This window comes from Enterobacter sp. C3_dUdeg, assembly GCF_057536195.1.
The window spans coordinates 373642-394830 of record NZ_BAAKFX010000002.1; the positions used below are offsets into that span (position 1 = coordinate 373642).

20 protein-coding genes are annotated in these 21189 nt (G+C 57.4%); 4 read left to right on the top strand and 16 right to left on the bottom strand.

The window, feature by feature from the left end:
* Positions 1–16: 16 nt before the first annotated feature.
* From thiL to nrdR, 5 genes are all read right to left on the bottom strand, one after another.
* Positions 17–988: a thiamine-phosphate kinase gene (gene thiL / locus AC27FC_RS09415; protein ID WP_196354763.1), complete on the bottom strand. Its 972-nt coding sequence runs from the start codon at positions 986–988 to the stop codon at positions 17–19.
* A 77-nt stretch (positions 989–1065) separates the two neighbouring features.
* Positions 1066–1485 (bottom strand): transcription antitermination factor NusB, encoded by a 420-nt coding sequence (nusB, locus tag AC27FC_RS09420; protein ID WP_006809908.1) that lies wholly within the window; start codon positions 1483–1485, stop codon positions 1066–1068.
* 21 nt (positions 1486–1506) lie between these two features.
* The gene (ribH, locus tag AC27FC_RS09425; RefSeq protein ID WP_006176874.1) at positions 1507–1977 is read right to left on the bottom strand and encodes a 6,7-dimethyl-8-ribityllumazine synthase; all 471 of its coding nucleotides are present in this window, start codon (positions 1975–1977) and stop codon (positions 1507–1509) included.
* Positions 1978–2064: 87 nt separating this feature from the next.
* Positions 2065–3168, bottom strand: coding sequence for a bifunctional diaminohydroxyphosphoribosylaminopyrimidine deaminase/5-amino-6-(5-phosphoribosylamino)uracil reductase RibD (gene ribD / locus AC27FC_RS09430; protein WP_039263923.1), 1104 nt, complete (start codon positions 3166–3168; stop codon positions 2065–2067).
* A gap of 4 nt (positions 3169–3172) precedes the next feature.
* On the bottom strand, positions 3173–3622 hold the full coding sequence (gene nrdR, locus AC27FC_RS09435; RefSeq protein ID WP_008503337.1) for a transcriptional regulator NrdR: 450 nt from the start codon (positions 3620–3622) through the stop codon (positions 3173–3175).
* A 152-nt stretch (positions 3623–3774) separates the two neighbouring features.
* Between nrdR and AC27FC_RS09440 the strand changes: the two genes are divergently transcribed.
* Positions 3775–4314: a SadB/YajI family lipoprotein gene (locus AC27FC_RS09440; RefSeq protein WP_196354764.1), complete on the top strand. Its 540-nt coding sequence runs from the start codon at positions 3775–3777 to the stop codon at positions 4312–4314.
* Between the two features lie 267 nt (positions 4315–4581).
* Positions 4582–5460, top strand: a complete 879-nt coding sequence (locus AC27FC_RS09445) for a nucleoside-specific channel-forming protein Tsx (RefSeq protein WP_039264090.1) — start codon at positions 4582–4584, stop codon at positions 5458–5460.
* A gap of 145 nt (positions 5461–5605) precedes the next feature.
* On the opposite strand, the gene AC27FC_RS09450 is transcribed toward AC27FC_RS09445, so the two are convergent.
* From AC27FC_RS09450 to queA, 7 genes are all read right to left on the bottom strand, one after another.
* Positions 5606–6286 carry a helix-turn-helix transcriptional regulator gene (locus AC27FC_RS09450; protein WP_047061231.1) on the bottom strand — a complete coding sequence of 227 codons (681 nt, stop codon included), beginning with the start codon at positions 6284–6286 and terminating at the stop codon, positions 5606–5608.
* A 14-nt stretch (positions 6287–6300) separates the two neighbouring features.
* The gene (locus AC27FC_RS09455) at positions 6301–6666 is read right to left on the bottom strand and encodes a VOC family protein (RefSeq protein ID WP_196354765.1); all 366 of its coding nucleotides are present in this window, start codon (positions 6664–6666) and stop codon (positions 6301–6303) included.
* A 141-nt stretch (positions 6667–6807) separates the two neighbouring features.
* A complete protein-coding gene (gene secF / locus AC27FC_RS09460) occupies positions 6808–7779 on the bottom strand; it encodes a protein translocase subunit SecF (RefSeq protein WP_033144760.1) in 972 nt (323 codons plus the stop codon).
* Positions 7780–7789: 10 nt separating this feature from the next.
* The gene (secD, locus tag AC27FC_RS09465; protein ID WP_071789390.1) at positions 7790–9637 is read right to left on the bottom strand and encodes a protein translocase subunit SecD; all 1848 of its coding nucleotides are present in this window, start codon (positions 9635–9637) and stop codon (positions 7790–7792) included.
* A 27-nt stretch (positions 9638–9664) separates the two neighbouring features.
* Entirely contained in the window at positions 9665–9997 is a 333-nt protein-coding gene (gene yajC, locus AC27FC_RS09470) for a preprotein translocase subunit YajC (protein ID WP_003859109.1), read from the bottom strand.
* 22 nt (positions 9998–10019) lie between these two features.
* Positions 10020–11147, bottom strand: coding sequence for a tRNA guanosine(34) transglycosylase Tgt (gene tgt / locus AC27FC_RS09475; RefSeq protein WP_196354766.1), 1128 nt, complete (start codon positions 11145–11147; stop codon positions 10020–10022).
* 53 nt (positions 11148–11200) lie between these two features.
* Positions 11201–12271, bottom strand: coding sequence for a tRNA preQ1(34) S-adenosylmethionine ribosyltransferase-isomerase QueA (gene queA, locus AC27FC_RS09480; protein WP_196354767.1), 1071 nt, complete (start codon positions 12269–12271; stop codon positions 11201–11203).
* Positions 12272–12363: 92 nt separating this feature from the next.
* Between queA and acpH the strand changes: the two genes are divergently transcribed.
* Both acpH and AC27FC_RS09490 read left to right on the top strand, forming a co-directional pair.
* A complete protein-coding gene (gene acpH, locus AC27FC_RS09485) occupies positions 12364–12945 on the top strand; it encodes an ACP phosphodiesterase (protein WP_029741678.1) in 582 nt (193 codons plus the stop codon).
* 127 nt (positions 12946–13072) lie between these two features.
* Positions 13073–13675, top strand: coding sequence for a peroxiredoxin (locus tag AC27FC_RS09490; protein WP_014168840.1), 603 nt, complete (start codon positions 13073–13075; stop codon positions 13673–13675).
* Between the two features lie 43 nt (positions 13676–13718).
* Here AC27FC_RS09490 and AC27FC_RS09495 read toward each other — a convergent pair whose 3' ends face one another.
* From AC27FC_RS09495 to proY, 4 genes are all read right to left on the bottom strand, one after another.
* Complete coding sequence (locus tag AC27FC_RS09495) at positions 13719–15104, bottom strand: DUF3999 domain-containing protein (protein WP_196354768.1); 1386 nt, start codon at positions 15102–15104, stop codon at positions 13719–13721.
* Positions 15101–17716 (bottom strand): DUF2339 domain-containing protein, encoded by a 2616-nt coding sequence (locus AC27FC_RS09500; protein ID WP_487160063.1) that lies wholly within the window; start codon positions 17714–17716, stop codon positions 15101–15103. Before AC27FC_RS09500 ends, AC27FC_RS09495 begins: the two co-directional genes overlap by 4 nt.
* A gap of 88 nt (positions 17717–17804) precedes the next feature.
* Positions 17805–19622: a maltodextrin glucosidase gene (gene malZ, locus AC27FC_RS09505; protein WP_196354770.1), complete on the bottom strand. Its 1818-nt coding sequence runs from the start codon at positions 19620–19622 to the stop codon at positions 17805–17807.
* 139 nt (positions 19623–19761) lie between these two features.
* Positions 19762–21135, bottom strand: a complete 1374-nt coding sequence (gene proY / locus AC27FC_RS09510) for a proline-specific permease ProY (RefSeq protein ID WP_029739758.1) — start codon at positions 21133–21135, stop codon at positions 19762–19764.
* Between the last annotated feature and the right edge of the window lie 54 nt (positions 21136–21189).

The following is a 21189-nucleotide window of genomic DNA, read 5'->3' on the forward strand; positions in this document are numbered from 1 at the left end:
TACAGAGCGCACAAACTCACGCGAAGTGATCGTACCCTTTCCAGTCCAGCGTAACGGGCGCACCGTCTTTCACAAACTTCAGCCCTTCACTCTCCGGCATGACCTGACCGATGCAGGTAAACTTCGCGCCGAGATGCGCTAACGCCACGTCCAGCGTTCCACGGTTGAGCTCTGGCACCGTGAAGCACAGCTCATAGTCTTCACCACCGGACAGCGCCCAGCGCAGGGCCTGCTCAGGCTCTACATGGCGAAGCAGTTGCTCCGACAGCGGGAAGAGATCCAGGTCAACGCGCGCGCCTACGCCACTGGCCTTCAGGATATGCCCGAGATCCGAGATCAGCCCGTCAGAGAGATCGATAGCCGAGCTTGCCCGTTCGCGCAGCGCCTGGCCGTGCAAAATACGCGGCGTTGGCCGCAGATGGCGTTTCACCAGATATGCCGCGTCGTCAGCATCATCAACCGTTAAACGGTTTTGCAGGAGCGCCAGCCCTGCCGCGCTGTCGCCCGGCGTACCGGTCACGTAGATCCAGTCGCCCGGTTTTGCACCTGAGCGCTTCAGCGCGCGGCCGAGCGGCACGTAGCCGTGGATCGCCAGCGTCATCGACAGCGGACCGGCAGTCGTGTCGCCGCCAATCAGCTGCATATCGTAATAGCTAAGCTGCTCAAACAGCGCATCGCTAAAGGCTTCCAGCCAGGCTTCATCCACCTCTGGCAGGGTCAGAGCCAGCGTCAGCCACGCGGGATCGGCACCCATCGCCGCCAGATCGCTGACGTTAACAGCCAGGGCTTTATACGCCAGATCGGCAGGATCGATATCCGGTAAGAAATGACGGCCGCACACCAGGGTGTCGGTGCTGATTGCCAGCGTCTGTTTTTCGGGAATATTGAGAAGTGCACAGTCATCGCCAATGCCGGTTTCAACATCAAGACGAGAGGTTCTGACACGGTCGAAATAACGGGCAATCAGGGAGAATTCGCCGCATGCCATACGTTATGCCTCAGCAAATAAAAGAAAAAACCGGAGCCGCACTGCCCGTCAGGCAATGCAGGACTCCGGTTTGCGGATCACTTTTTGTGGGGACGGATCGCAGGTGCAGCTTTATCAAGTACGCCGTTTACAAACTTGTGGCTGTCTTCAGCGCCGAAGGTTTTCGCCAGCTCGATCGCTTCGTTGATGGCCACTTTATACGGCACATCATCACGTTTAGACAGCTCAAACAGCGCGATACGCAACACTGCTTTTTCCACCTGGCCCAGCTCTTCGAGCAGACGGGACAGGTATGGCTTCATCAGGCCATCGAGATACGCGCTATTAGTCGCCACTCCCGACAGCAGTTCGCGGAAGTACAGAACGTCAACGTCTTTTACGTCCTGTTCTGACAGGAACTGGTATTCAACATCAGCGATGTCGTTCTGGGACAACTGCCAGGAGTAAAGTGCCTGGACGGCACATTCACGGGCGCGGCGACGAGCAGCAGGTTTCACGGAATTCCCCTTACAAAAAAATCAGGCCTTGATGGCTTTCAATACATTGATCATTTCAAGCGCGGTCAGTGCAGCTTCTGCACCTTTGTTACCGGCTTTGGTGCCAGCACGTTCGATGGCTTGTTCAATACTTTCGGTGGTCAGCACGCCGAACGCGACAGGAATTTCAGCATCCTGCGCAACGTGTGCCAGACCGTTGCTTGCACCGCCCGCAACGTATTCGAAGTGCGCAGTGCCGCCACGAATAACGGTACCCAGCGCAATCACCGCGTCGTATTTACCGGTTTTCGCCAGCGCGCCCGCCGCCAGTGGCAGTTCGTAAGCGCCTGGAACCCAAACAACGGTAATGTTGTCATCTTTAACCTGGCCGATACGTTTCAGGGCGTCAATCGCACCTTCCAGCAGGCTGTCGTTGATGAAGTTGTTGAAACGCGCAATGGTGATGGCGACGCGAGCGTCCGGGGTAGCTACAGCAGCTTCAATAATGTTCATACTCTTCCTTTACGGGTTCATTTGGCCCCGCAGGGGGGCGGATTTTATCATAATACTTTGCGCACTGCTTCCCTATTTCAGGAGCAATTACGCTGTCGTTAAGTGGAGGCAGACATCCGGGCCTACCGGACGAATCTCGCTAAATTTGAGTTGCGGTGCGTCGGCCAGTTTTTCAAGGCCGGGCAGCACAAACAGGCCGCGCGCGTCGTGACCTAACAGTTTAGGCGCAACGTAAACAATCAGTTCATCCACCAGTCCGGCCTGTAAAAGCGCACCGGCGAGCGTTGGCCCCGCTTCAACCCAGATGCTGTTCACCTGCTGCTTGCCGAGCAGCATCATCAGCACCACCAGATCCAGATGACCGTTATGCTCCGGCACCATAATGCTGCGCACGCCTTCCGGCCATTCGCGCGCATCTTCTTTAGTGCGGGCAATCCAGGTTTCACCCGGCTGCTGCACGATGCGGTGCTCCGGCGTCACGCGGTTCTGGCTATCAATGATAATACGCAGCGGCTGGCGCAGGTTCTCCTGCGGGTACAGCGCCTGGGTATCGGCATTCAGTTCGTCCCAGCGCACGGTCATGGCCGGATCGTCAGCCAGAACGGTTTCACTGCTGGTGAGAATAGCATGGCTTTGCGCGCGAAGACGTTGCACATCGCGCCTTGCCTGTGGTGAGGTTACCCACTGGCTTTCGCCGTTTGCCATCGCCGTACGACCGTCCAGCGAGGCGCCCAGCTTGAGCTGAATATACGGGAACCCCGTGCGCATGCGCTTCAGAAAGCCTTTGTTGATCGCTTCCGCGTCCTGCATCATCAGCCCATGGCTGACGTCGATGCCTTCCTGCTGCAGGCGATACAGACCGCGTCCGGCAACCTGCGGATTCGGGTCCTGCATCGATGCGACCACGCGTGAAACGCCTGCCGCGATCAGCGCTTCGCAGCACGGCGGCGTACGCCCGTGATGGCTGCAGGGCTCCAGCGTGACGTAGGCTGTGGCGCCGCGCGCCTTCTCACCGGCCATGCGCAACGCATGAACCTCGGCATGCGGCTCGCCGGCACGATAGTGAAACCCCTCCCCCACGATCTCGCCATCTTTAACGATAACGCACCCGACGTTCGGGTTGGGATGGGTGGTAAAACGACCGCGCTGCGCCAGCTTCATGGCTCGCGCCATGTAAATCTCATCCTGCATGAGCTTAATCCTGTAAGCGGGCGATCTCTTCGCCAAACTCTTTGATGTCTTCGAAGCTGCGGTAGACCGAGGCGAAGCGGATATAGGCAACCTTATCGAGCTTTTTCAGCTGCTCCATCACCAGGTTACCGATCATTTTGCTCGGCACTTCACGCTCACCCAAACCACGAAGGTAAGATTTTATGTGGTTTAACGCCATCTCAACGTCATCCGCGCTGACGGGACGTTTTTCCAGGGCCTTCAGCATCCCGCTGCGCAGTTTCTCTTCGTTAAACGGCTCGCGCACGTCGTTGCTTTTCACCACGCGCGGCATTACCAGCTCTGCAACCTCAAAGGTCGTGAAACGCTCGTTGCACACCAGACACTGCCGACGACGGCGTACGGAGGACCCTTCGCCCACAAGACGAGAGTCGATGACTTTGGTATCCACAGCGGAGCAGAATGGGCAATGCATACGGTATCCCTGTTATGTGGTTAACTAATTTTCATTTTACCCTGATCTGGCCTGACAACAAAGTAAGAGCTTTTTGAGACAAAGGATCTATGTCTGACACGTCGAGTCTGGCTACCATTAAGGCGATCCGTTATTTCAAGGAAATAAACGCAATGACAAGACGTTACCTTAAAATTTTGCTGGTGGGGAGCCTCTTCACCCTTAGCGCCTGTGCACAGCAAACCGAAGTCCGCCAGATGAAACAGAGCGTGAACACGCTCAATGCGGCGATGGACAAACTGAACAAAGAAACGGTGAAGATCACCCAGCAAAACGCGCTAAACGCCAAATCCAGCAGCGGGGTTTATCTGCTGCCGGGAGCGAATACGCCTGCGCGTCTCAATAGTCAGATTGGCACGCTAAAAATGTCTCTGGTGAATGTGGCGGCGAATGCAAATGGTACTCGCGCAACATTACGCATTCATGGCGAGTCCAACGATCCGTTGCCTGCCTTCAGTGGTACCGTCGAATGGGGACAGATCCAGGGCACCACTGAGAGCTACCAGGAGGTGAATGTTAACAGTCAGCTGTTCACCGCACCGGCCAGCGTGCTGGCTCCGAGCGATGTTGACATTCCGCTGCAGCTTAACGGACTCACTCCGGATCGGTTAGATTTCATCCGCATTCACGATATCCAGCCCGCCGCGCAATAACCCTCCCTTTAGCGGAGTGAAATGTCACTCCGCTAACATTTACATTTCGTATGGATTGGCAACATAAATGATTGCCGCTACAATCCCGCCCGTTTAAAGTACGCAAACGTGAACGCAATCGATTACGCGTGTGAGAGATATGTGAAACAACACATATTTTTGTGAGCAGGGATTCCTATAATAGGCACCGCAGAAACACGAAATATTTAGAAACGCAATTCGCGCATTTTTCACTCCCGGAAGGGAATTTCAATCAGTGGCATGATTATGAAAAAAACATTACTCGCAGCCGGCGCCGTGCTGGCACTTTCTTCCTCTTTCACTGTTAACGCAGCGGAAAACGATAAACCACAATACCTCTCCGACTGGTGGCACCAGAGCGTTAACGTGGTCGGCAGCTACCACACCCGTTTCGGACCTCAGATCCGCAACGATACCTACCTGGAGTACGAAGCATTCGCCAAGAAAGACTGGTTTGATTTCTACGGCTATATGGATGCACCGGTCTTCTTCGGCGGTAACTCGCAGGCTAAAGGTATCTGGAACCACGGTTCTCCACTGTTCATGGAGATCGAACCGCGCTTCTCCATCGACAAGCTGACCGGCACAGACCTGAGCTTCGGCCCGTTCAAAGAGTGGTACTTCGCGAACAACTATATCTACGACATGGGCCGCAACGAGTCCGGTCGTCAGAGCACCTGGTATATGGGTCTGGGTACCGACGTTGACACCGGCCTGCCAATGAGCCTGTCCCTGAACGTGTACGCGAAATACCAGTGGCAGAACTACGGTGCCGAAAACCAGAATGAGTGGGATGGCTACCGTTTCAAAGTGAAATACTTTGTGCCAATCACTCAGCTGTGGGGCGGTAACCTGAGCTATATCGGCTTCACCAACTTCGACTGGGGTTCAGAGCTGGGCGATAAGAGCGGTTACGCAGAGAACGGTATCAAGCAGCGTACCAACAATTCCATCGCCTCCAGCCACATCCTGGCGCTGAACTACGATCACTGGCACTACTCTGTTGTTGCGCGTTACTGGCACAACGGCGGTCAGTGGAACGACGACGCGAAACTGGTATGGATGAACGAAAACGTCCGTTCTACCGGTTGGGGTGGCTACCTGGTTGTAGGTTATAACTTCTAACCTGTTCGGGACTGTGCGGGCTGATGCCCTCACCCTGACCCTCTCCCACAGGGAGAGGGAACAAATACAAAAAACGGCAACATTCGTTGCCGTTTTACTTTTACCTCGCCGCCGGGCAAAAAAAGCCAGCTCAAGAGCTGGCTTTTTACTGCTTAACCTTCCGCAAAAAATCCGCCAGCGATCTGTCCGCACTCTCGCTAAACCGCCTCTCCGTCTGCACAATATTGAGACAGCGGTCGAGCCGGAAACAGCGATAGTCGTCGCGCCGTTCGCACCACGCCGCCAGCAGCCAGCGCTCCCCCCAGAAGAACAAGCCCAGCGGCTGAACCTCGCGCTTTGAGAGCTGTCCGGCTTCATCACGGTAATGCAGCGCCAGCACGCGCTGGGCGGAAATCGCCTGATGGATCATGTCAAAATCGCTGCGGGAGTGGCTTTGCATGCAAAAATCCGGGGCGTAGATCCGCGTCTGCTCCGCCTTTCGACGACTCTCCTCGGGCAGGATAGCCAGCACCTTCTCCTGAGCCGACTCCAGCTCGCGCGAAAGCGATTCCCCTCCCCAGGTTTTGAGCAGGCGAATCGCGACGATCAGCGCCTCTGACTCCTTATTTGTCAGCATCAGCGGCGGCAGGTCAAAACCCGACATCAGCCGATATCCGCTCCCCGCCTCACCTTCCACCGGCACGCCGGAAAGCGACAGATCGCGGATATCGCGGTAGACCGTGCGCTCGGACACGCCAAGCCGGTCCGCCAGATGCGCTGCCGTTGTCAGACGCCTGCCCCGCAGGATCTGCACAATCTGAAACAAACGGTCAGCGCGTCGGGTCATATCTTATTCCGCTCTCAGGCAGGTTGATGGAGGCCGACGCGGTTACCCTCGCTGTCGGTAAACAATGCGATAGTGCCAATGCCATGCGGCAGTTCCAGCGGGCCAAACACGCACTCGCCGCCCACAGAGGCGATACGATCGAGCGTGGCCGCCAGATTGTCAGTATGCAGGTAGATAATAGCGCCCTGCAAAGACGGTGTAACGCCGTCAAATTTTGCCAGCGCCCCGCCGGTATACGGATCCTCATGCGGGAAAACGGCCAGCTCCGCACAGTCCATTTTCTCGCGACGCAGCGCGAGCTGCATCACCGGCTCATAAAATTTGATGGCGCGATCCATATCCGCGACCGGAATTTCAAACCAGTTAATGACGCTTTTCATATATTCTCCTGCTGTTGTTTGGGTTCAGAAGAAGTCTACGACAGGGCTCCTGACAGCATACTGTCAGGAGTGTTTGTCAGGAGCAGATAAAAAAAATCCCGGTCAACAGACCGGGATTTCAATAACGCGCTAAACGTCGCCTTACGGCAGAATGGACGGCTGATCCGCCCCTTCTTTCTCGACTTTCTGCTGGAGCAGGTGCTCGCGCTTCATGCCGAGTTTCAGTGCCAGAGCGGATGCGACGTAGATAGACGACGCCGTACCGATGGTGACACCGATCAGCATGGTCAGCGAGAAGCCTTCCAGTACCGGACCACCGAAGAGGAACAGCATCAGGATCACCATCAGGGTGGTACCGGATGTGATCAAGGTACGGTGCAGCGTCTGGGTCAACGACACGTTAAAGATTTCGTACGGCGTACCGCGACGGATCTTACGGAAGTTTTCACGGATACGGTCAGATACCACGATACTGTCGTTCAGTGAGTAACCGATAACGGACATCAGGGATGCCACAATCGTCAGGTCAATCTCAATGTGGAACAGCGACAGTATGCCCATGGTGATCACCACGTCGTGCGCCAGAGCGATAACCACACCGGCCGCCAGTCGCCACTCAAAGCGGAAACCGACGTATACCAGAATGGAGATCAGCGCTACCAGCAGCGCCATCGCACCGGTCTGCGCCAGGTCAGCACCCACGCTTGGGCCGACGAACTCAATACGCTTGACCGCCGCGTTCTGGCTGGTTGTTTCGTTAATCACGCTAACAACCTTACTGCCCAGCTCCTGGCTGCCGTTGGCATCGTGCACCGGCGGCATACGCACCATGATGTCGCGGCTGCTGCCGAAGTTCTGCAGCAGCGGCTCTTCAAAGCCCGCTTTCTGCAGCGATTCGCGCATCTGGTCCATATCGACCGGTTTTTCCAGGGAGATCTCGATGACCGTACCGCCGGTGAAATCCAGCCCCCAGTTAAAGCCTTTCACGCTCATAATGCCGATGGACAGAATCAGCAGGAAACCTGAAATGCCGAAGGCCCAGTAGTCCCAGCGCATAAAGTCCCAGACTTTACGGCCGTGGTTCAATTGTTCAACAGTATATTCCTGTGCCACAACGCACTCCTCAGATAGACAGCTTTTTGACGCGCTTGCCGCCGTACAGCAGGTTCACGATGGCACGGGTGCCGACAATAGCGGTAAACATTGACGTTGCGACACCGATACCGGTTGTAATCGCAAAGCCTTTGATCGCGCCAGTACCCACTGCATACAGGATAAGAACCTTAATCAGTGTTGTTACGTTCGCATCGAAGATGGAGCTGAACGCGCCTTTATAGCCTTCGTCAATCGCCTGCTGAATAGAGCGACCGTTGCTCAACTCTTCTTTGATACGTTCGTTAATCAGTACGTTGGCGTCGACCGCCACCGCAAGGGTAAGAACGATACCCGCAATGCCCGGCATGGTCAGCGTCGCCCCCGGCAGCAGGGACATAATGCCGATGATCAGCACCAGGTTGGCGATCAGCGCGGAGGTCGCAATCAGACCAAACTTCTTGTAGAAGAAGATCATGAAGAGGATAGAGACCACCAGACCGGCCAGACACGCTTCCAGACCCTGCTGGATGTTTTGCATACCCAGAGTTGGACCAATGGTACGTTCTTCAACAATCTGAATTGGCGCAATCAGCGCACCGGCACGCAGCAGCAGAGAAAGCTGACGCGCTTCGTTCGGGTTGTTGATACCGGTAATACGGAAGCTGTTACCCAGACGAGACTGGATGTTGGCGATGTTAATCACCTCTTCCTCTTTCACCAGCACCGCACGACCGTTTGCATCTTTCTTACCGCTGTCTTTGTACTCCACGAACAGGGTCGCCATCGGTTTGCCGATGTTGTCCTTGGTGAAGTTAGACATGATGTTACCACCCGCGCTATCCAGCGAGATGTTAACCTGCGGCTGGTTGTATTCGTCCTGGCTCGAGGTGGAGTCGGTGATGTGGTCACCGGTCAGAATCACGCGTTTGTACAGCACAACTGGCTGACCTTCGCGGGTCTGTTTCACTTCGGAGTCACCCGGAATACGCCCTGCGGCAGCAGCGGACTGATCTACGTTGGAGTTCACCAGACGGAATTCCAGGGTTGCAGTCGCACCCAGAATCTCTTTCGCACGCGCGGTATCCTGGATACCCGGCAGTTCAACCACGATACGGTCAGCACCCTGACGCTGCACCAGCGGCTCAGCCACGCCCAGCTGGTTTACACGGTTGCGCAGAATGTTGATGTTCTGCTGAACGGCATATTCGCGCGCTTCTTTCAGACGCGCATCGGTCATCACCGCGCGCAGCTGGTTGCTGCCCTGAGAGGTGATTACCAGGTCACGGTGACGTTGGGTCAGGTAATCTACAGCCTGATCGCGCGCCGCGCTGTCGCGGAACGTGATGCTCATGCCGTAGTTATCTTCTTTACGCACGGTGGTGTAAGCGATGCCTTTATCACGCAGATCGCTGCGCAGGCTGTCGATATTCTGTTCCTGCAGCTTGCCGAGCGCGGTATCCATATCCACTTCCATCAGGAAGTGAACGCCGCCACGCAGGTCAAGGCCGAGTTTCATTGGCTCTGCTTTCATCGCAGCCAGCCAACGCGGGGTTGCAGGGGCAAGGTTAAGCGCCACGACGTATTTGTCACCCAGCACGCCCATCAGCGCTTCGCGAGCGCGGAGCTGCGTGTCGGTGGTGTCGAAGCGAGCAAGAATTGCACCCTCTTCCAGAGCCACAGACTTAGCGGTAATTTTTTCTTCTTGTAACGTTTTCTGGACCTGGATCAGCGTTTGCTCACTGGCGGCAACACCGCGCGCGCCAGTGATTTGAACAGCCGGATCCTCACCATACAGGTTGGGAAGCGCGTACAGCAGGCCGACGAGAATCACGACGACCAGCATGATGTACTTCCACAAAGGATAACGGTTTAACACGGCAGTTCCCTTTGGGAAAAGTTGGGATTACAGCGCCTTCATGGTGCCTTTCGGCAGAACGGCAGCTACGAAGTCACGTTTGATGACCACTTCAGTGGTGTCGTTCAGGGCGATAGCAATGTAGCCGTTTTCAGCCACTTTGGTTACGCGACCCACCAGACCACCGTTAGTCAGTACTTCATCGCCTTTGGCAATGGAGTTCATCAGGTTTTTGTGCTCTTTGGTGCGCTTCTGCTGTGGACGCAGGATCATGAAGTAGAAGATCAGACCGAACACAACCAGCATCAGAATCAGAGACATCGGGCTGCCCTGCGCTGGAGCACCTGTTGCCGCTACCGCATCAGAAATAAAAAAGCTCATTCAAATTCCCTCATTATTAAAATTAATCAACGTTCAACGGTGGAACATCCCGCCCCTGACGTTGGTAGAAATCGGTCACGAAGCTCTCTAATTTACCCTCTTCGATAGCCTTACGTAAACCAGCCATTAAGCGCTGATAATAACGAAGATTATGAATGGTATTGAGACGCGCGCCCAAAATCTCGTTGCAACGATCGAGATGATGCAGATACGCGCGAGAATAATTGCGACAGGTATAGCAATCGCACTCGGAATCGAGCGGGCTGGTGTCACTCTTATGCTTCGCGTTACGGATTTTCACCACGCCATCGGTAACGAACAAATGGCCGTTACGCGCGTTGCGGGTTGGCATGACGCAGTCGAACATATCAATGCCGCGGCGTACGCCTTCAACCAGATCTTCTGGTTTACCCACGCCCATCAGGTATCGTGGTTTATCCACCGGGATTTGCGGGCAGACATGCTCCAGAATGCGGTGCATGTCTTCCTTCGGCTCACCCACAGCCAAACCGCCGACAGCGTAGCCATCAAAACCTATCTCTACCAGACCTTTAACAGAGATATCGCGTAAATCTTCGTAAACGCTGCCCTGGATAATGCCGAACAGCGCATTTTTGTTCTGCAGGGAGTCAAAACGGTCACGGCTACGCTTCGCCCAGCGCAGAGACATCTCCATGGAGCGTTTTGCGTAATCCCAGTCGGCCGGATACGGCGTACATTCGTCGAAGATCATCACGATGTCAGAGCCGAGATCGTACTGAATCTCCATCGATTTTTCGGGATCGAGGAAAATCGGATCGCCGTTGATCGGGTTACGGAAGTGTACGCCCTGCTCGGTGATCTTGCGGATATCGCCCAGGCTGAAGACCTGGAAGCCGCCGGAGTCGGTCAGGATTGGGCCTTTCCACTGCATGAAATCGTGCAGGTCGCCGTGGAGCTTCATGATCTCCTGACCCGGACGCAGCCACAGGTGGAAGGTGTTGCCGAGGATAATCTGTGCGCCAGTGGCTTCTACTTCTTCCGGCGTCATCCCTTTTACGGTGCCGTACGTGCCCACAGGCATAAACGCGGGGGTTTCCACCACGCCGCGCTCAAACACCAGGCGACCGCGACGCGCGCGGCCATCGGTGGTATCGAGTTCAAATTTCATTTTTTCTCCGACGTCAGAAAAACAGTCCAACGTTGTAAAACGGTGCCGCGGACTTATTCCCCGACACGCTCATTCAAAGCCAGCGGATTGTACGTGATAAACATCGCGTCCCCGTAGCTAAAAAAGCGATATTTTTGTTCTACCGCAGACTTGTAGGCCGCCATCGTGTTCTGATAACCGGCAAATGCCGACACCAGCATAATCAACGTCGATTCAGGCAGATGGAAGTTGGTCACCAGCGCGTCAATCACTTTGTACTGATAGCCCGGGTAGATAAAGATCTGCGTATCGCCAAAGAACGGCTCGATAAGATTGCGCTTCGCCTCCTGCGCGGCGCTCTCGAGTGAGCGCACGGACGTTGTACCGACCGCCACGACGCGGCTACCGCGCGCTTTCGCCGCCAGCACCGCGTCCACCACGTCCTGAGGCACTTCAGCATACTCAGAGTGCATGATGTGATCTTCAATGCTGTCCACGCGCACCGGCTGGAAGGTTCCCGCGCCGACGTGCAGCGTCACGAACGCCATCTCCACGCCCTTCGCGCGCAGTTTCTCCAGCAGCGGCTCATCAAAATGCAGGCCCGCGGTCGGCGCAGCGACGGCGCCAGGCTTCTGGCTGTAGACGGTCTGGTACAGCTCGCGGTCGGCCTCTTCGTCCGGACGCTCAATATACGGCGGCAGCGGCATGTGGCCGATGGCGTTCAGGATATCGAGCACCGTGCGTTCGTCATCGAACGCCACCTCAAACAGCGCATCGTGGCGCGCGGTCATGGTCGCTTTGATGCTCTCATCATCGCCCAGCAGCAGCTCAGCGCCCGGCTTCGGCGCCTTAGACGCGCGAATATGTGCCAGAATACGTTTATCATCGAGCATACGTTCGACCAGCACTTCAATCTTGCCGCCGCTGGCTTTACGGCCAAACAGGCGCGCCGGGATCACGCGGGTATTATTAAAGACCAGCAGATCGCCAGGGTTGAGCTTGTCGAGCAAATCGGTGAAAGTACCGTGCGTCAGCTCGCCCGTTGGCCCATCCAGTGACAGTAAGCGACAGCTGCTGCGCTCAGGCATGGGATAGTGAGCAATCAGGGATTCAGGTAGTTCAAAGGAGAAATCGGCGACGCGCATGACGTATACTCGTGACTTAAAAACAGGCGGCATAGTCTAGTGCTCACACCCTTTTGCTGCAACAACTAGCCGCCCCCGGACAAATAAAACGCATGAATTTTCTCGCTCACTTGCATCTCGCTCACCTCGCTGACAGCTCCCTGTCCGGCAATTTGCTGGCCGATTTCGTACGCGGCAACCCCGCTGAGGACTATTCCCCTGAGGTTGTCGACGGGATTTTTATGCACCGCCGCATCGACGTACTGACGGATAAGCTGCCGGAAGTGACGGAAGCCAAAGCGTGGTTTCGCCCTGAAACGCGCCGCGTTGCGCCGATCACGCTCGACGTGATGTGGGATCACTTTCTGTCGCGCCACTGGGAACAGCTGTCGCCGGAGATGCCCTTGCCGGCGTTTGTGCGCTATGCCCACCAGCAGGTGTCGATCATTCTGCCCGACTCGCCGCCGCGCTTTGTGAATCTGAATAACTATTTATGGTCGGAACGCTGGCTGGAGCGCTATCGCGAGATGGATTTCATCCAGAACGTGCTGAACGGGATGGCGAGCCGCCGACCGCGACTGGATGCGCTGCGGGATTCCTGGTATGACCTGGATGAACATTACGATGCCCTGGAAGCGCGTTTCTGGCAGTTTTACCCGCGGATGATGGTGCAGGCGAAAAACAAACAGCTCTGACAGAATTCACATTGATAGGTAAAAGCTGGCGGAACGATTGTCACCACCTCTTTGTCTTATCCATGAACACTCTCTATACTGGCTCGCGTTGCGTTCTAAATAACCTTAGTATCTACAGGAGAATCATATGGTTCTGGTAACTCGTCCGGCTCCGGATTTTACAGCTGCAGCAGTTCTGGGCAACGGTGAAATCGTTGAAAACTTCAACTTCAAACAGCATACCAACGGTAAAGCGACCGTTCTGTTCTTCTGGCCAATGGACTTCACTTTCGTTTGCCCGTCTGAGCTGATTGCCTTCGACAAACGTTATGAAGAATTCCAGAAGCGTGGCGTGGAAGTTGTTGGCGTCTCCTTCGACTCTGAATTTGTACACAACGCATGGCGTAACACCCCTGTCGACAAAGGCGGCATCGGTGCGGTGAAATACGCAATGGTTGCGGACATCAAACGCGAAATCCAGCAGGCTTACGGTATCGAACATCCGGACGCTGGCGTTGCGCTGCGTGGTTCCTTCCTGATCGACGCAAACGGCATCGTTCGTCACCAGGTTGTGAACGATCTGCCGCTGGGTCGTAACATCGACGAAATGCTGCGCATGGTTGACGCGCTGCAGTTCCACGAAGAGCACGGCGAAGTGTGCCCGGCTCAGTGGGAAAAAGGTAAAGAAGGCATGAACGCGTCTCCAGACGGCGTTGCTAAATACCTGTCTGAGAACGTATCCAGCCTGTAATCGGCACGGTTTACGAAAAAGGCCCGCTTATGCGGGCCTTTTTTTATGCCTTACGCTGCGTCTCTCGCCAGATACGCCAGGCCATGCCCGCCAGCAGAATCACCCCCGCAATCAGCACGCCCCATACCAGCAGCGTGTTCATCCTGCTCTCCCGCTCGGCCGCAGAGGTAGCGGTCAGACGCTCCTGGCCGCCTAACGCGACATCATCCAGCATGTCGGCCTGCGGCAGGTTCGCCATATCATAAGTCTTGCGCAGGTCGGTCGGGATCAGCATGCCGGGCTCCACGCTGGCAGGCTTCGCGGCGCCGTTGCCCCAGGCGAGCAGGTACGGCGCTTTCCCCTGCGCGTTGAACACCAGGTCATAGCGGTCGCGATGTCCCGTGACGCTCGGCAGGTATTCTGGCAGACGCGCATTCAGCGTCGTGATTTTCACGGCCTGCACCAGCCCCCCGTTAAGCGAAACCGGTGGCGACGTTTTTCCCTCAAGACGGTAAAGGACCTCTTTCTTCAGAGGATGCCATGCGTCTTTTTCCGTACTCCGCCACGCGATCTCCACGGGAAGGACGCCATCGCCATTCAGTGAGAGGCTGACAGCACTCAGCGGCTGCGGGCGCGCCCAGTGCCACTGCGCTTCGCTTGTCGATAGCTGCTCCACTTCGCCCTCAAGGTCGACCGCTTCCGGGGCTGCCTGCGCAGGTGCGCTGATTGCGTTTACGCCGGTCAAGGTTATCCCCTGGCTCTGCGCATTCAGCACCACCATGAGATAGCGATTCGCATCGGGAGATAAAACGGTATCGGTATCGATCCGATCGAGCTTAAGACTATCCTGACCGCTGACGACGTCCAGCAATGGCATATCCTCGCGCAGGGTATACCAGCGCTTAAGATCCTCGCTGTAATAGACCGACGCCGTTCCCTGCCACGGCGTCTGCGGGGTATTCCAGAGCAGCTGCAGCTGGGATATAGCGAGCTCGCCCGTCGCCTGTTCCGGCAGGGTCAGCAGATAATGTTGCCCGGCTGCGGCGGCTTTTTGCCCCTCCAGCACAATCTCAACGCCGCTTCCGGAACGAAGCAGGATCTTATCGCTATCACCGGATCCTCGAGAAGCCGCAAGCGGCGAGGCGTCCAGCGGGAAAAGGCGCAGCGCGGTGGATTGCGCTGGCACCTGCGGACGCGTCGCGCTGACCAGGCTGAAGGGAACCGCCTCGCCCGACTGGTTAAAGACGCGGACATCATGCAGATCCGGCGACGTGCTTTGCTCATAGACGGCGAGCGGCAGCATCACCCGATACCACTGGGAAGGAACAGACGTATCCAGTGAAAGACCAAAGGCATAGTCCCGGGGCGATTCCGTTTGTCCTTCGTCGCAGAACGCCGGGCCAGAAAGCGCCAGCAGCGCGGTACAGGCTACCGCTTTCATCCATTTCATTTTTCATCTCCTGTTTTGGGCGGTAGCGGTGAGAAATACCCCACGATCAGAACCAGTATCGCCACGCCGATAAACGCCACCGCGCGCGACAAACCGCCTCCGCCCGCGCTGTCCACCAGCATCAGTTTAACCATCACCACGCCCAGCAGCGCGGCACCGCAGAGCCACTCCTGCCGGGAAGCCCGACGGGTGGCATGGATCATGACCACCAGCGCGCTCAGCATCCAGAACAGGGCAAAACTGGTCTGGATAAGCCGCGAATCCCACAGCGATGCCATATTCCAGGCCACGTCGCCGTACCAGGCCAGGGCGCGCATCAGCGCACCGTTAAGCCACCAGAAGCCAAACGCCATCATCGCGACGGCAGGCCACGGGCGGGCCTGCGAGAGCCACGCCGGGTAGTAGCGATCCACCGCCCGATAAAAGACCACCAGCCCCAGCAATGCGAACGCCGCGCCTTCCTCAAGCGGATTTATCAGCGGCAGCCAGGTCTGACGATAGACCACGCCGTCCTGGAAATTGGTCACCACCAGCAGTACCAGCAGCGCCACGACCACGGGGATCGGTGCCAGGCAGGCGTAGAGCGCAGGCCACTCCCGGAACGGCCACCCTTGACGCCGTACGGCTGCAGAGAGCCCCATAATCACCCCGCCGCCTGCTGCCATCGCCAGTCCGCTGCCCCAGGCCGCCATGCCCCACGGCAATGAACGGGCAAACCAGTAAAGCTCCGCGGCCAGCGCCAGCAAAATCATCCAGAACAGCGACAAATGCAGCCCCATCGCGATGCGCGGCAGGAGTCTTTCACCGTCGCGCCGCAGCAGCATCAGCGCGGCAGGAAGCGCAACGCACCAGGCGAGATTTGACCAGCCGGCGGCAACGATCTGCTGGTGCCAGAGCTGATAACCCACCATCAGCAGCATAACCGGCCACAGCAGCCATTTGCTGGCATCCAGCTCCCGCCACGCCAGACGAGCAGCTGCCTGCCGCCAGCCCCAGACCGACGCCGCCGTCAGCGCCAGCACGCCCGCCAGAATCGGTAATTCCTTCGTCAGTGCCAGCTGTGACGCGCCCAATAGCGCCACGAGCCAGAACAGCAGCCCGCCTGCCAGCAGCGCCCAGCTGACCGGCAGAAAGAGAGTCCGCCACAGCCAGGCCGCAGCCAGCCAGCAAAGGCTGAGGATGGTGAAGATCAGCAGCAGGCTCAGGGACGTAACGCCGTTCGTCTGCGCCCACAGCGCGCTGCCGAGCGCCAGCACCAGCAGCGCCGTCCCGCTATAGCACATGCGACGCTGGTGCTGCTGTACGCCCAGCCAGAGGATACCCAGCCCTTCCAGCGCCCAGGCCATCGCCGTCCAGCGCGCCGACAGCGCCAGCGGAATGGCGAGCGTGGTAAATCCGCCGCCGATTGCCAGCGCCGCCATGACCAGCGGTCGTCCGATGGAGGGATAGCGCCGCAGCGCAAGGAACGCGAGGGTAAGATAAAATGCGCCGTATCCCAGCGCGCTCAGGGCCGGGCCATACTCCCAGTGCCGGGTCATGCCGTACTGCATCCCGAAACCGATCAGCGGCGGGGCAAACAGCAACACGCCGTCGATAATCTGCTTCCCTTTCTCCTGCGCCCGCAGCGACAGCGCCACGCTCAGGACGCCGAATATCAGCGTATTGGCAATCAGGAACAGCTGGCAGATCCAATAGTCTTCAGGCTGATAGTAATTCAGCCCCCACAGGCCGCCCACGCCGAACGTAAACAGCAGCCCGAGCAGGTTCAGCTCGCGCCAGTGCTGCCAGATGCTGATAGCGAGAATCCCGATGGAAAGCAGGAGATAGAATGAGAACAGCGCCACAAAGCTGCCGCCCCCGGTGGACAACAGCAGCGGCGCAAGATACCCGCCGAGGCTCGCCAGCATGGCCAGGCTCAGCGCCTTCTGCAGCACCGCCAGCCCAACGCTCGCCGCGCAAATCACCACCAGCAGCGCAAAGGCCAGCGTCATCGGCAGCATTTGCCAGAACCGGAATGCGCCAAACACCGTCAGGTAGAGCACGCCGGTCGCCCCGCCCTGGAGGATCAGCGCATAGACACGCTGCTTATGCCGCAGCCGCCACCCGACCGCCAGAAGCACGATGGCAAACAGCGCCGTTGCCACGAGGCGTAGCTCAAGCGGGAACAGGGAATGTTCCACGGTATAGCGCAGCAGGAATGAAAGACCGAGGAAGAGCAGCAGGATCCCAAGCTTCGCCAGCGGATTACCCTGCATAAACCAGCGCACCAGCGACGTCAGGATGCCGCCAAAGGCAGAAGGCTGTTTTGCCGCAGGCGTCGGGGCCGGAGCGGGTTCTGCCACGGCTGCGGGAATATCGGAACGCCAGGGGTCGACAGGCGCGGGAGCGTCCTCAACCACCGGCGCGGTCACAGCCACTGGCGCGGTAGGCTGCACGGGCTCCGGCGCGCTTTCAGGTACGTCGCGCTGCTCAAGCGCCTCAATGCGCTGGCGTAGCCGGGCGATCTCCTGTCGCGCCGCCGTACTTCGATTAAAGCCAATAACCGCAAGCACGGGCGCAACCACCAGCGCAAAAACCAGGAACAAACAGCCAAGGATGTAAAGCTCGTCCATGTTTCCACCTTCACCGTAAACGATCCGTTAAGATTGACACAAATAGTTGCATTTGCGCCATCTTAAAAGGTGGAAACATTAGCAGGTCTTAACTGCCGAACCAGATCGTCGCGGATACCGCAGGCAGCGCCAGCACGCCGTCCTGTATCGTCGCCTTGCCCTCTTTATTCTTCCACGTAGTCACCTTCAGCAGCGGTGAATCATCCAGCACCACTTCGCAGGCCTCGCCCCGGTTAACGGCCACCAGCACGCGCTGCTGGTTGTAGACGCGAGCAAACACCACCACGTTATCGTGCGCATAGACCACCTGACAGCCGCCGTAGCGCAGGGCGAGACTCTGCTTACGCAGCTTCGCCAGCCGCTGATACAGGCTGAACAGCACCTTGTCCTGCTTCTCTGGCTCCCACGGGAAGGTTTTGCGGCAGAACGGATCGTTGTTGCCGTCCAGCCCCACTTCGTCTCCATAATAGATGCACGGCACGCCCGGCCAGGTGAAGAGCCAGATCACCGCCAGCGGCAGACGCGCCACATCCTTGCCGAGCAGGGATTTAAAGCGGGCGGTATCGTGACTATCGAGCTGGTTGAACATCCGCAGCTGCTGCTGATGGGACAGACCGGCGCGATAGTTCTCCATCCACGCCATGCAGGTTTCAGCGTCGATATGATTCGGATCGTAGGAGATGTCGGTGTTAGCGAGGAATCCCCACAGCGGGAAGGTAAAGCCGCGATAGTTCATCGCCGCATCTTCCGCATCGTTCTGCAGCCACTGGCGCGCGTCGCCAAAGTGCTCGCCAAAGACGAACGCCTCCGGCTGGGCCGCTTTCGCCGAGCGCGTAATCCCGGCGACGTGCTGAAGGTTATTCCGCGCTCCGCCGGCTTCACCGAGCATATGCACCACGTCCAGCCGCCAGCCGTCCATATTCCACGGCGCCTTCAGCCAGTGACGGACGATGCTGTCTTCACCGCCGTAGATTTCATTCACGAGCGTTGGCGACTGGAAATCCAGCTTCGGCAGGCTCGCGTAGCCCAGCCAGTCCAGCGCGCGGCCCTCCTCGTTAAAGCTGTACCAGTCGCGCTGCGGCGAGTCCGGGTTATGACACGCCCCGCCCATCGACTGGTTATGGCGGTCAAACCAGGCGTGCGAATCTCCACTGTGGTTGAACACGCCGTCCAGAATCAGGCGCATGCCTTCGTTTTGGGTATTCTTTCGCAGGCGCAGCAGCGCCTCGTCACCACCAAACTGTTCGTCAACGTGGCGATAATCTTCGGTATCGTATTTGTGCACGCTCGGGGCTTTAAACACCGGGTTGAGATACAGCGCCGTCACGCCGAGCTTTTTCAGGTACGGCAGCTTTTCGCTGATGCCGTCGAGATCGCCGCCGTAAAAAGTGGATCCACCCGCCTGCGCGGTTAACGGCTCGTCCCACGCTTTCAGGATAATGTCGTGGCCCGCCGCATGGTGGTGATAGATCTTATCCTGGTCGGCGGTGCGTTTTTCGCTGCGCGCAAAACGGTCCGGGAAAATCTGGTAAAACACCTGATCGTTAACCCACTGCGGGCCGTTATCCGGGTAATCGACCGCAAACTGCTCCAGCCGTGCGGGCGGGAAACGGCTAAACCCCTGCGGGGTAAACCACAGCTGGCGGTTATTCCACAAAAGCTTAAAGCTGTAACGGCGGCGCGGCTGCCCGCTATTCAGGTCGATATTCGCCCGCCACGCCGTGATCCCCGGCTGCGGCTGGCTGCGCAGCTTGTGCATTTTCAGGCCGGTCTCTTCGTTATCTATTTCGGCGCGGAGCGTCACGCGTTCAGGCTGATTTTCCCCCGCCAGCCAGAGCGTAATCACAAGGTTGTCTTTGTTTTGCTTAACAAATGGGGCAACCGGAAGGTGCCAGGCGTTTAACATCACGAATCCCCTCTGATGAAATTGACGTCACCTTGCCACAGGGAGGTTAAGGATAGCTCATCACGTTCGGGATTATTGGGGGAGGAGAAAGGAGGATGAGGCAAAATTCCCTCTCCCAAGGGGAGAGGGGAAAAGGATATTACTGCGCTTCCGCCAGCTGACGGTCACGGCGGCATTTAAACACCCACCCCACCAGCAGCAGGACGATCCACGCGCAGCCCACGTACAGGGAAATGCGGGTATCCGGATGGTAGCCAATCAGGGCAATGATAAACACCAGGAAGATCAGCCCGACGACGGTCGTCGCAACGCCGCCCGGTACTTTGAACTTCAGCGCTTTCGCCTCATCCGGCGACAGACGACGGCGGAACGCAATCTGCGACAGCAGGATCATAATCCACACCCACACCGTCGCGAAGGTCGCCAGCGATGCGATCACCAGGAAGACGTTCTCCGGCATGATGTAGTTCAGGTAAACCGAGAACAGCAGCGCCACGGTCATCACCACAACGGTTACCCACGGCGTGCCGCGGCGTGAGGTTTTGGCGAACACCTTCGGCGCACTGCCCTGCTCCGCCATGCCGTGCAGCATACGGCCCACGCCAAAGACGTCACTGTTGATCGCGGAGAGTGACGCGGTGAGCACCACAAAGTTCAGGATGCTGGCCGCAAAGGCAATTCCCATATGCTGGAAGGTCAGAACAAACGGGCTACCGTTGGTGCCGACCTGATTCCACGGGTAGATGGACATAATCACGAACAGCGTGCCCACGTAGAACACCAGAATACGCATCGGCACCGAGTTGATGGCGCGCGGAATGGATTTCTCCGGATCTTTCGCTTCCCCGGCGGTGATACCGATAATCTCGATACCGCCGTAGGCGAACATCACCATCTGCAGCGACATGACCATTCCGAGCCAGCCGTTACTGAAGAAGCCGCCGTTGCTCCAGAGGTTATGGATGCCGGTCGGCTGCCCGCCGTTGCCGATTCCCCAGATGATGATGCCGAAACCGGCCACGATCATGATGATGATGGTGGCGACCTTGAAGAAGGAGAACCAGAATTCGAGCTCGCCGAACACCTTCACGCTCATCAGGTTGACGGCGCAAATGATCAGCACCACGCTCAGCACCCAAATCCAGTGCGGCACCGCCGGGAACCAGACGCCCATATAGATGCCAAACGCCGTCACGTCGGCAATCGCCACAATCAGGATTTCAAAGCAGTAGGTCCAGCCGGTGATAAACCCGGCCAGCGGGCCGAGGTTTTCCTGCGCGTATCGGGAGAAGGAGCTGGCGGACGGGTTGTGAACCGACATTTCGCCGAGGGCGCGCATGATGATATACGCCGCCACGCCGCCGATGATGTACGCCAGCAGAACGCTGGGACCGGCCATTTTGATGGCATCTGCCGAGCCATAAAAAAGACCGGTGCCGATAGCAGAGCCCAGCGCCATAAAGCGGATGTGGCGCGTGCTCAATCCACGTTTAAGTTTGTTAGTGCTTTCCATTTAAATCTTGCCATTCAACACGAAAAAAACAAAAAACCACGGGGCCTTAAGCCC

Excerpts from the sequence above, each read along its gene's own strand:
- AC27FC_RS09440 (WP_196354764.1), top strand. The coding sequence starts at position 3,775 with ATGACAAGACGTTACCTTAAAATTTTGCTGGTGGGGAGCCTCTTCACC.
- nrdR (WP_008503337.1), bottom strand. The coding sequence starts at position 3,622 with ATGCATTGCCCATTCTGCTCCGCTGTGGATACCAAAGTCATCGACTCT.
- AC27FC_RS09495 (WP_196354768.1), bottom strand. The coding sequence starts at position 15,104 with ATGAAATGGATGAAAGCGGTAGCCTGTACCGCGCTGCTGGCGCTTTCT.
- tgt (WP_196354766.1), bottom strand. The coding sequence starts at position 11,147 with ATGAAATTTGAACTCGATACCACCGATGGCCGCGCGCGTCGCGGTCGC.
- yajC (WP_003859109.1), bottom strand. The coding sequence starts at position 9,997 with ATGAGCTTTTTTATTTCTGATGCGGTAGCGGCAACAGGTGCTCCAGCG.
- AC27FC_RS09500 (WP_487160063.1), bottom strand. The coding sequence starts at position 17,716 with ATGGACGAGCTTTACATCCTTGGCTGTTTGTTCCTGGTTTTTGCGCTG.
- thiL (WP_196354763.1), bottom strand. The coding sequence starts at position 988 with ATGGCATGCGGCGAATTCTCCCTGATTGCCCGTTATTTCGACCGTGTC.
- acpH (WP_029741678.1), top strand. The coding sequence starts at position 12,364 with ATGAATTTTCTCGCTCACTTGCATCTCGCTCACCTCGCTGACAGCTCC.
- AC27FC_RS09490 (WP_014168840.1), top strand. The coding sequence starts at position 13,073 with ATGGTTCTGGTAACTCGTCCGGCTCCGGATTTTACAGCTGCAGCAGTT.
- queA (WP_196354767.1), bottom strand. The coding sequence starts at position 12,271 with ATGCGCGTCGCCGATTTCTCCTTTGAACTACCTGAATCCCTGATTGCT.
- malZ (WP_196354770.1), bottom strand. The coding sequence starts at position 19,622 with ATGTTAAACGCCTGGCACCTTCCGGTTGCCCCATTTGTTAAGCAAAAC.
- ribH (WP_006176874.1), bottom strand. The coding sequence starts at position 1,977 with ATGAACATTATTGAAGCTGCTGTAGCTACCCCGGACGCTCGCGTCGCC.
- AC27FC_RS09455 (WP_196354765.1), bottom strand. The coding sequence starts at position 6,666 with ATGAAAAGCGTCATTAACTGGTTTGAAATTCCGGTCGCGGATATGGAT.
- AC27FC_RS09450 (WP_047061231.1), bottom strand. The coding sequence starts at position 6,286 with ATGACCCGACGCGCTGACCGTTTGTTTCAGATTGTGCAGATCCTGCGG.
- proY (WP_029739758.1), bottom strand. The coding sequence starts at position 21,135 with ATGGAAAGCACTAACAAACTTAAACGTGGATTGAGCACGCGCCACATC.
- ribD (WP_039263923.1), bottom strand. The coding sequence starts at position 3,168 with ATGCAGGATGAGATTTACATGGCGCGAGCCATGAAGCTGGCGCAGCGC.
- AC27FC_RS09445 (WP_039264090.1), top strand. The coding sequence starts at position 4,582 with ATGAAAAAAACATTACTCGCAGCCGGCGCCGTGCTGGCACTTTCTTCC.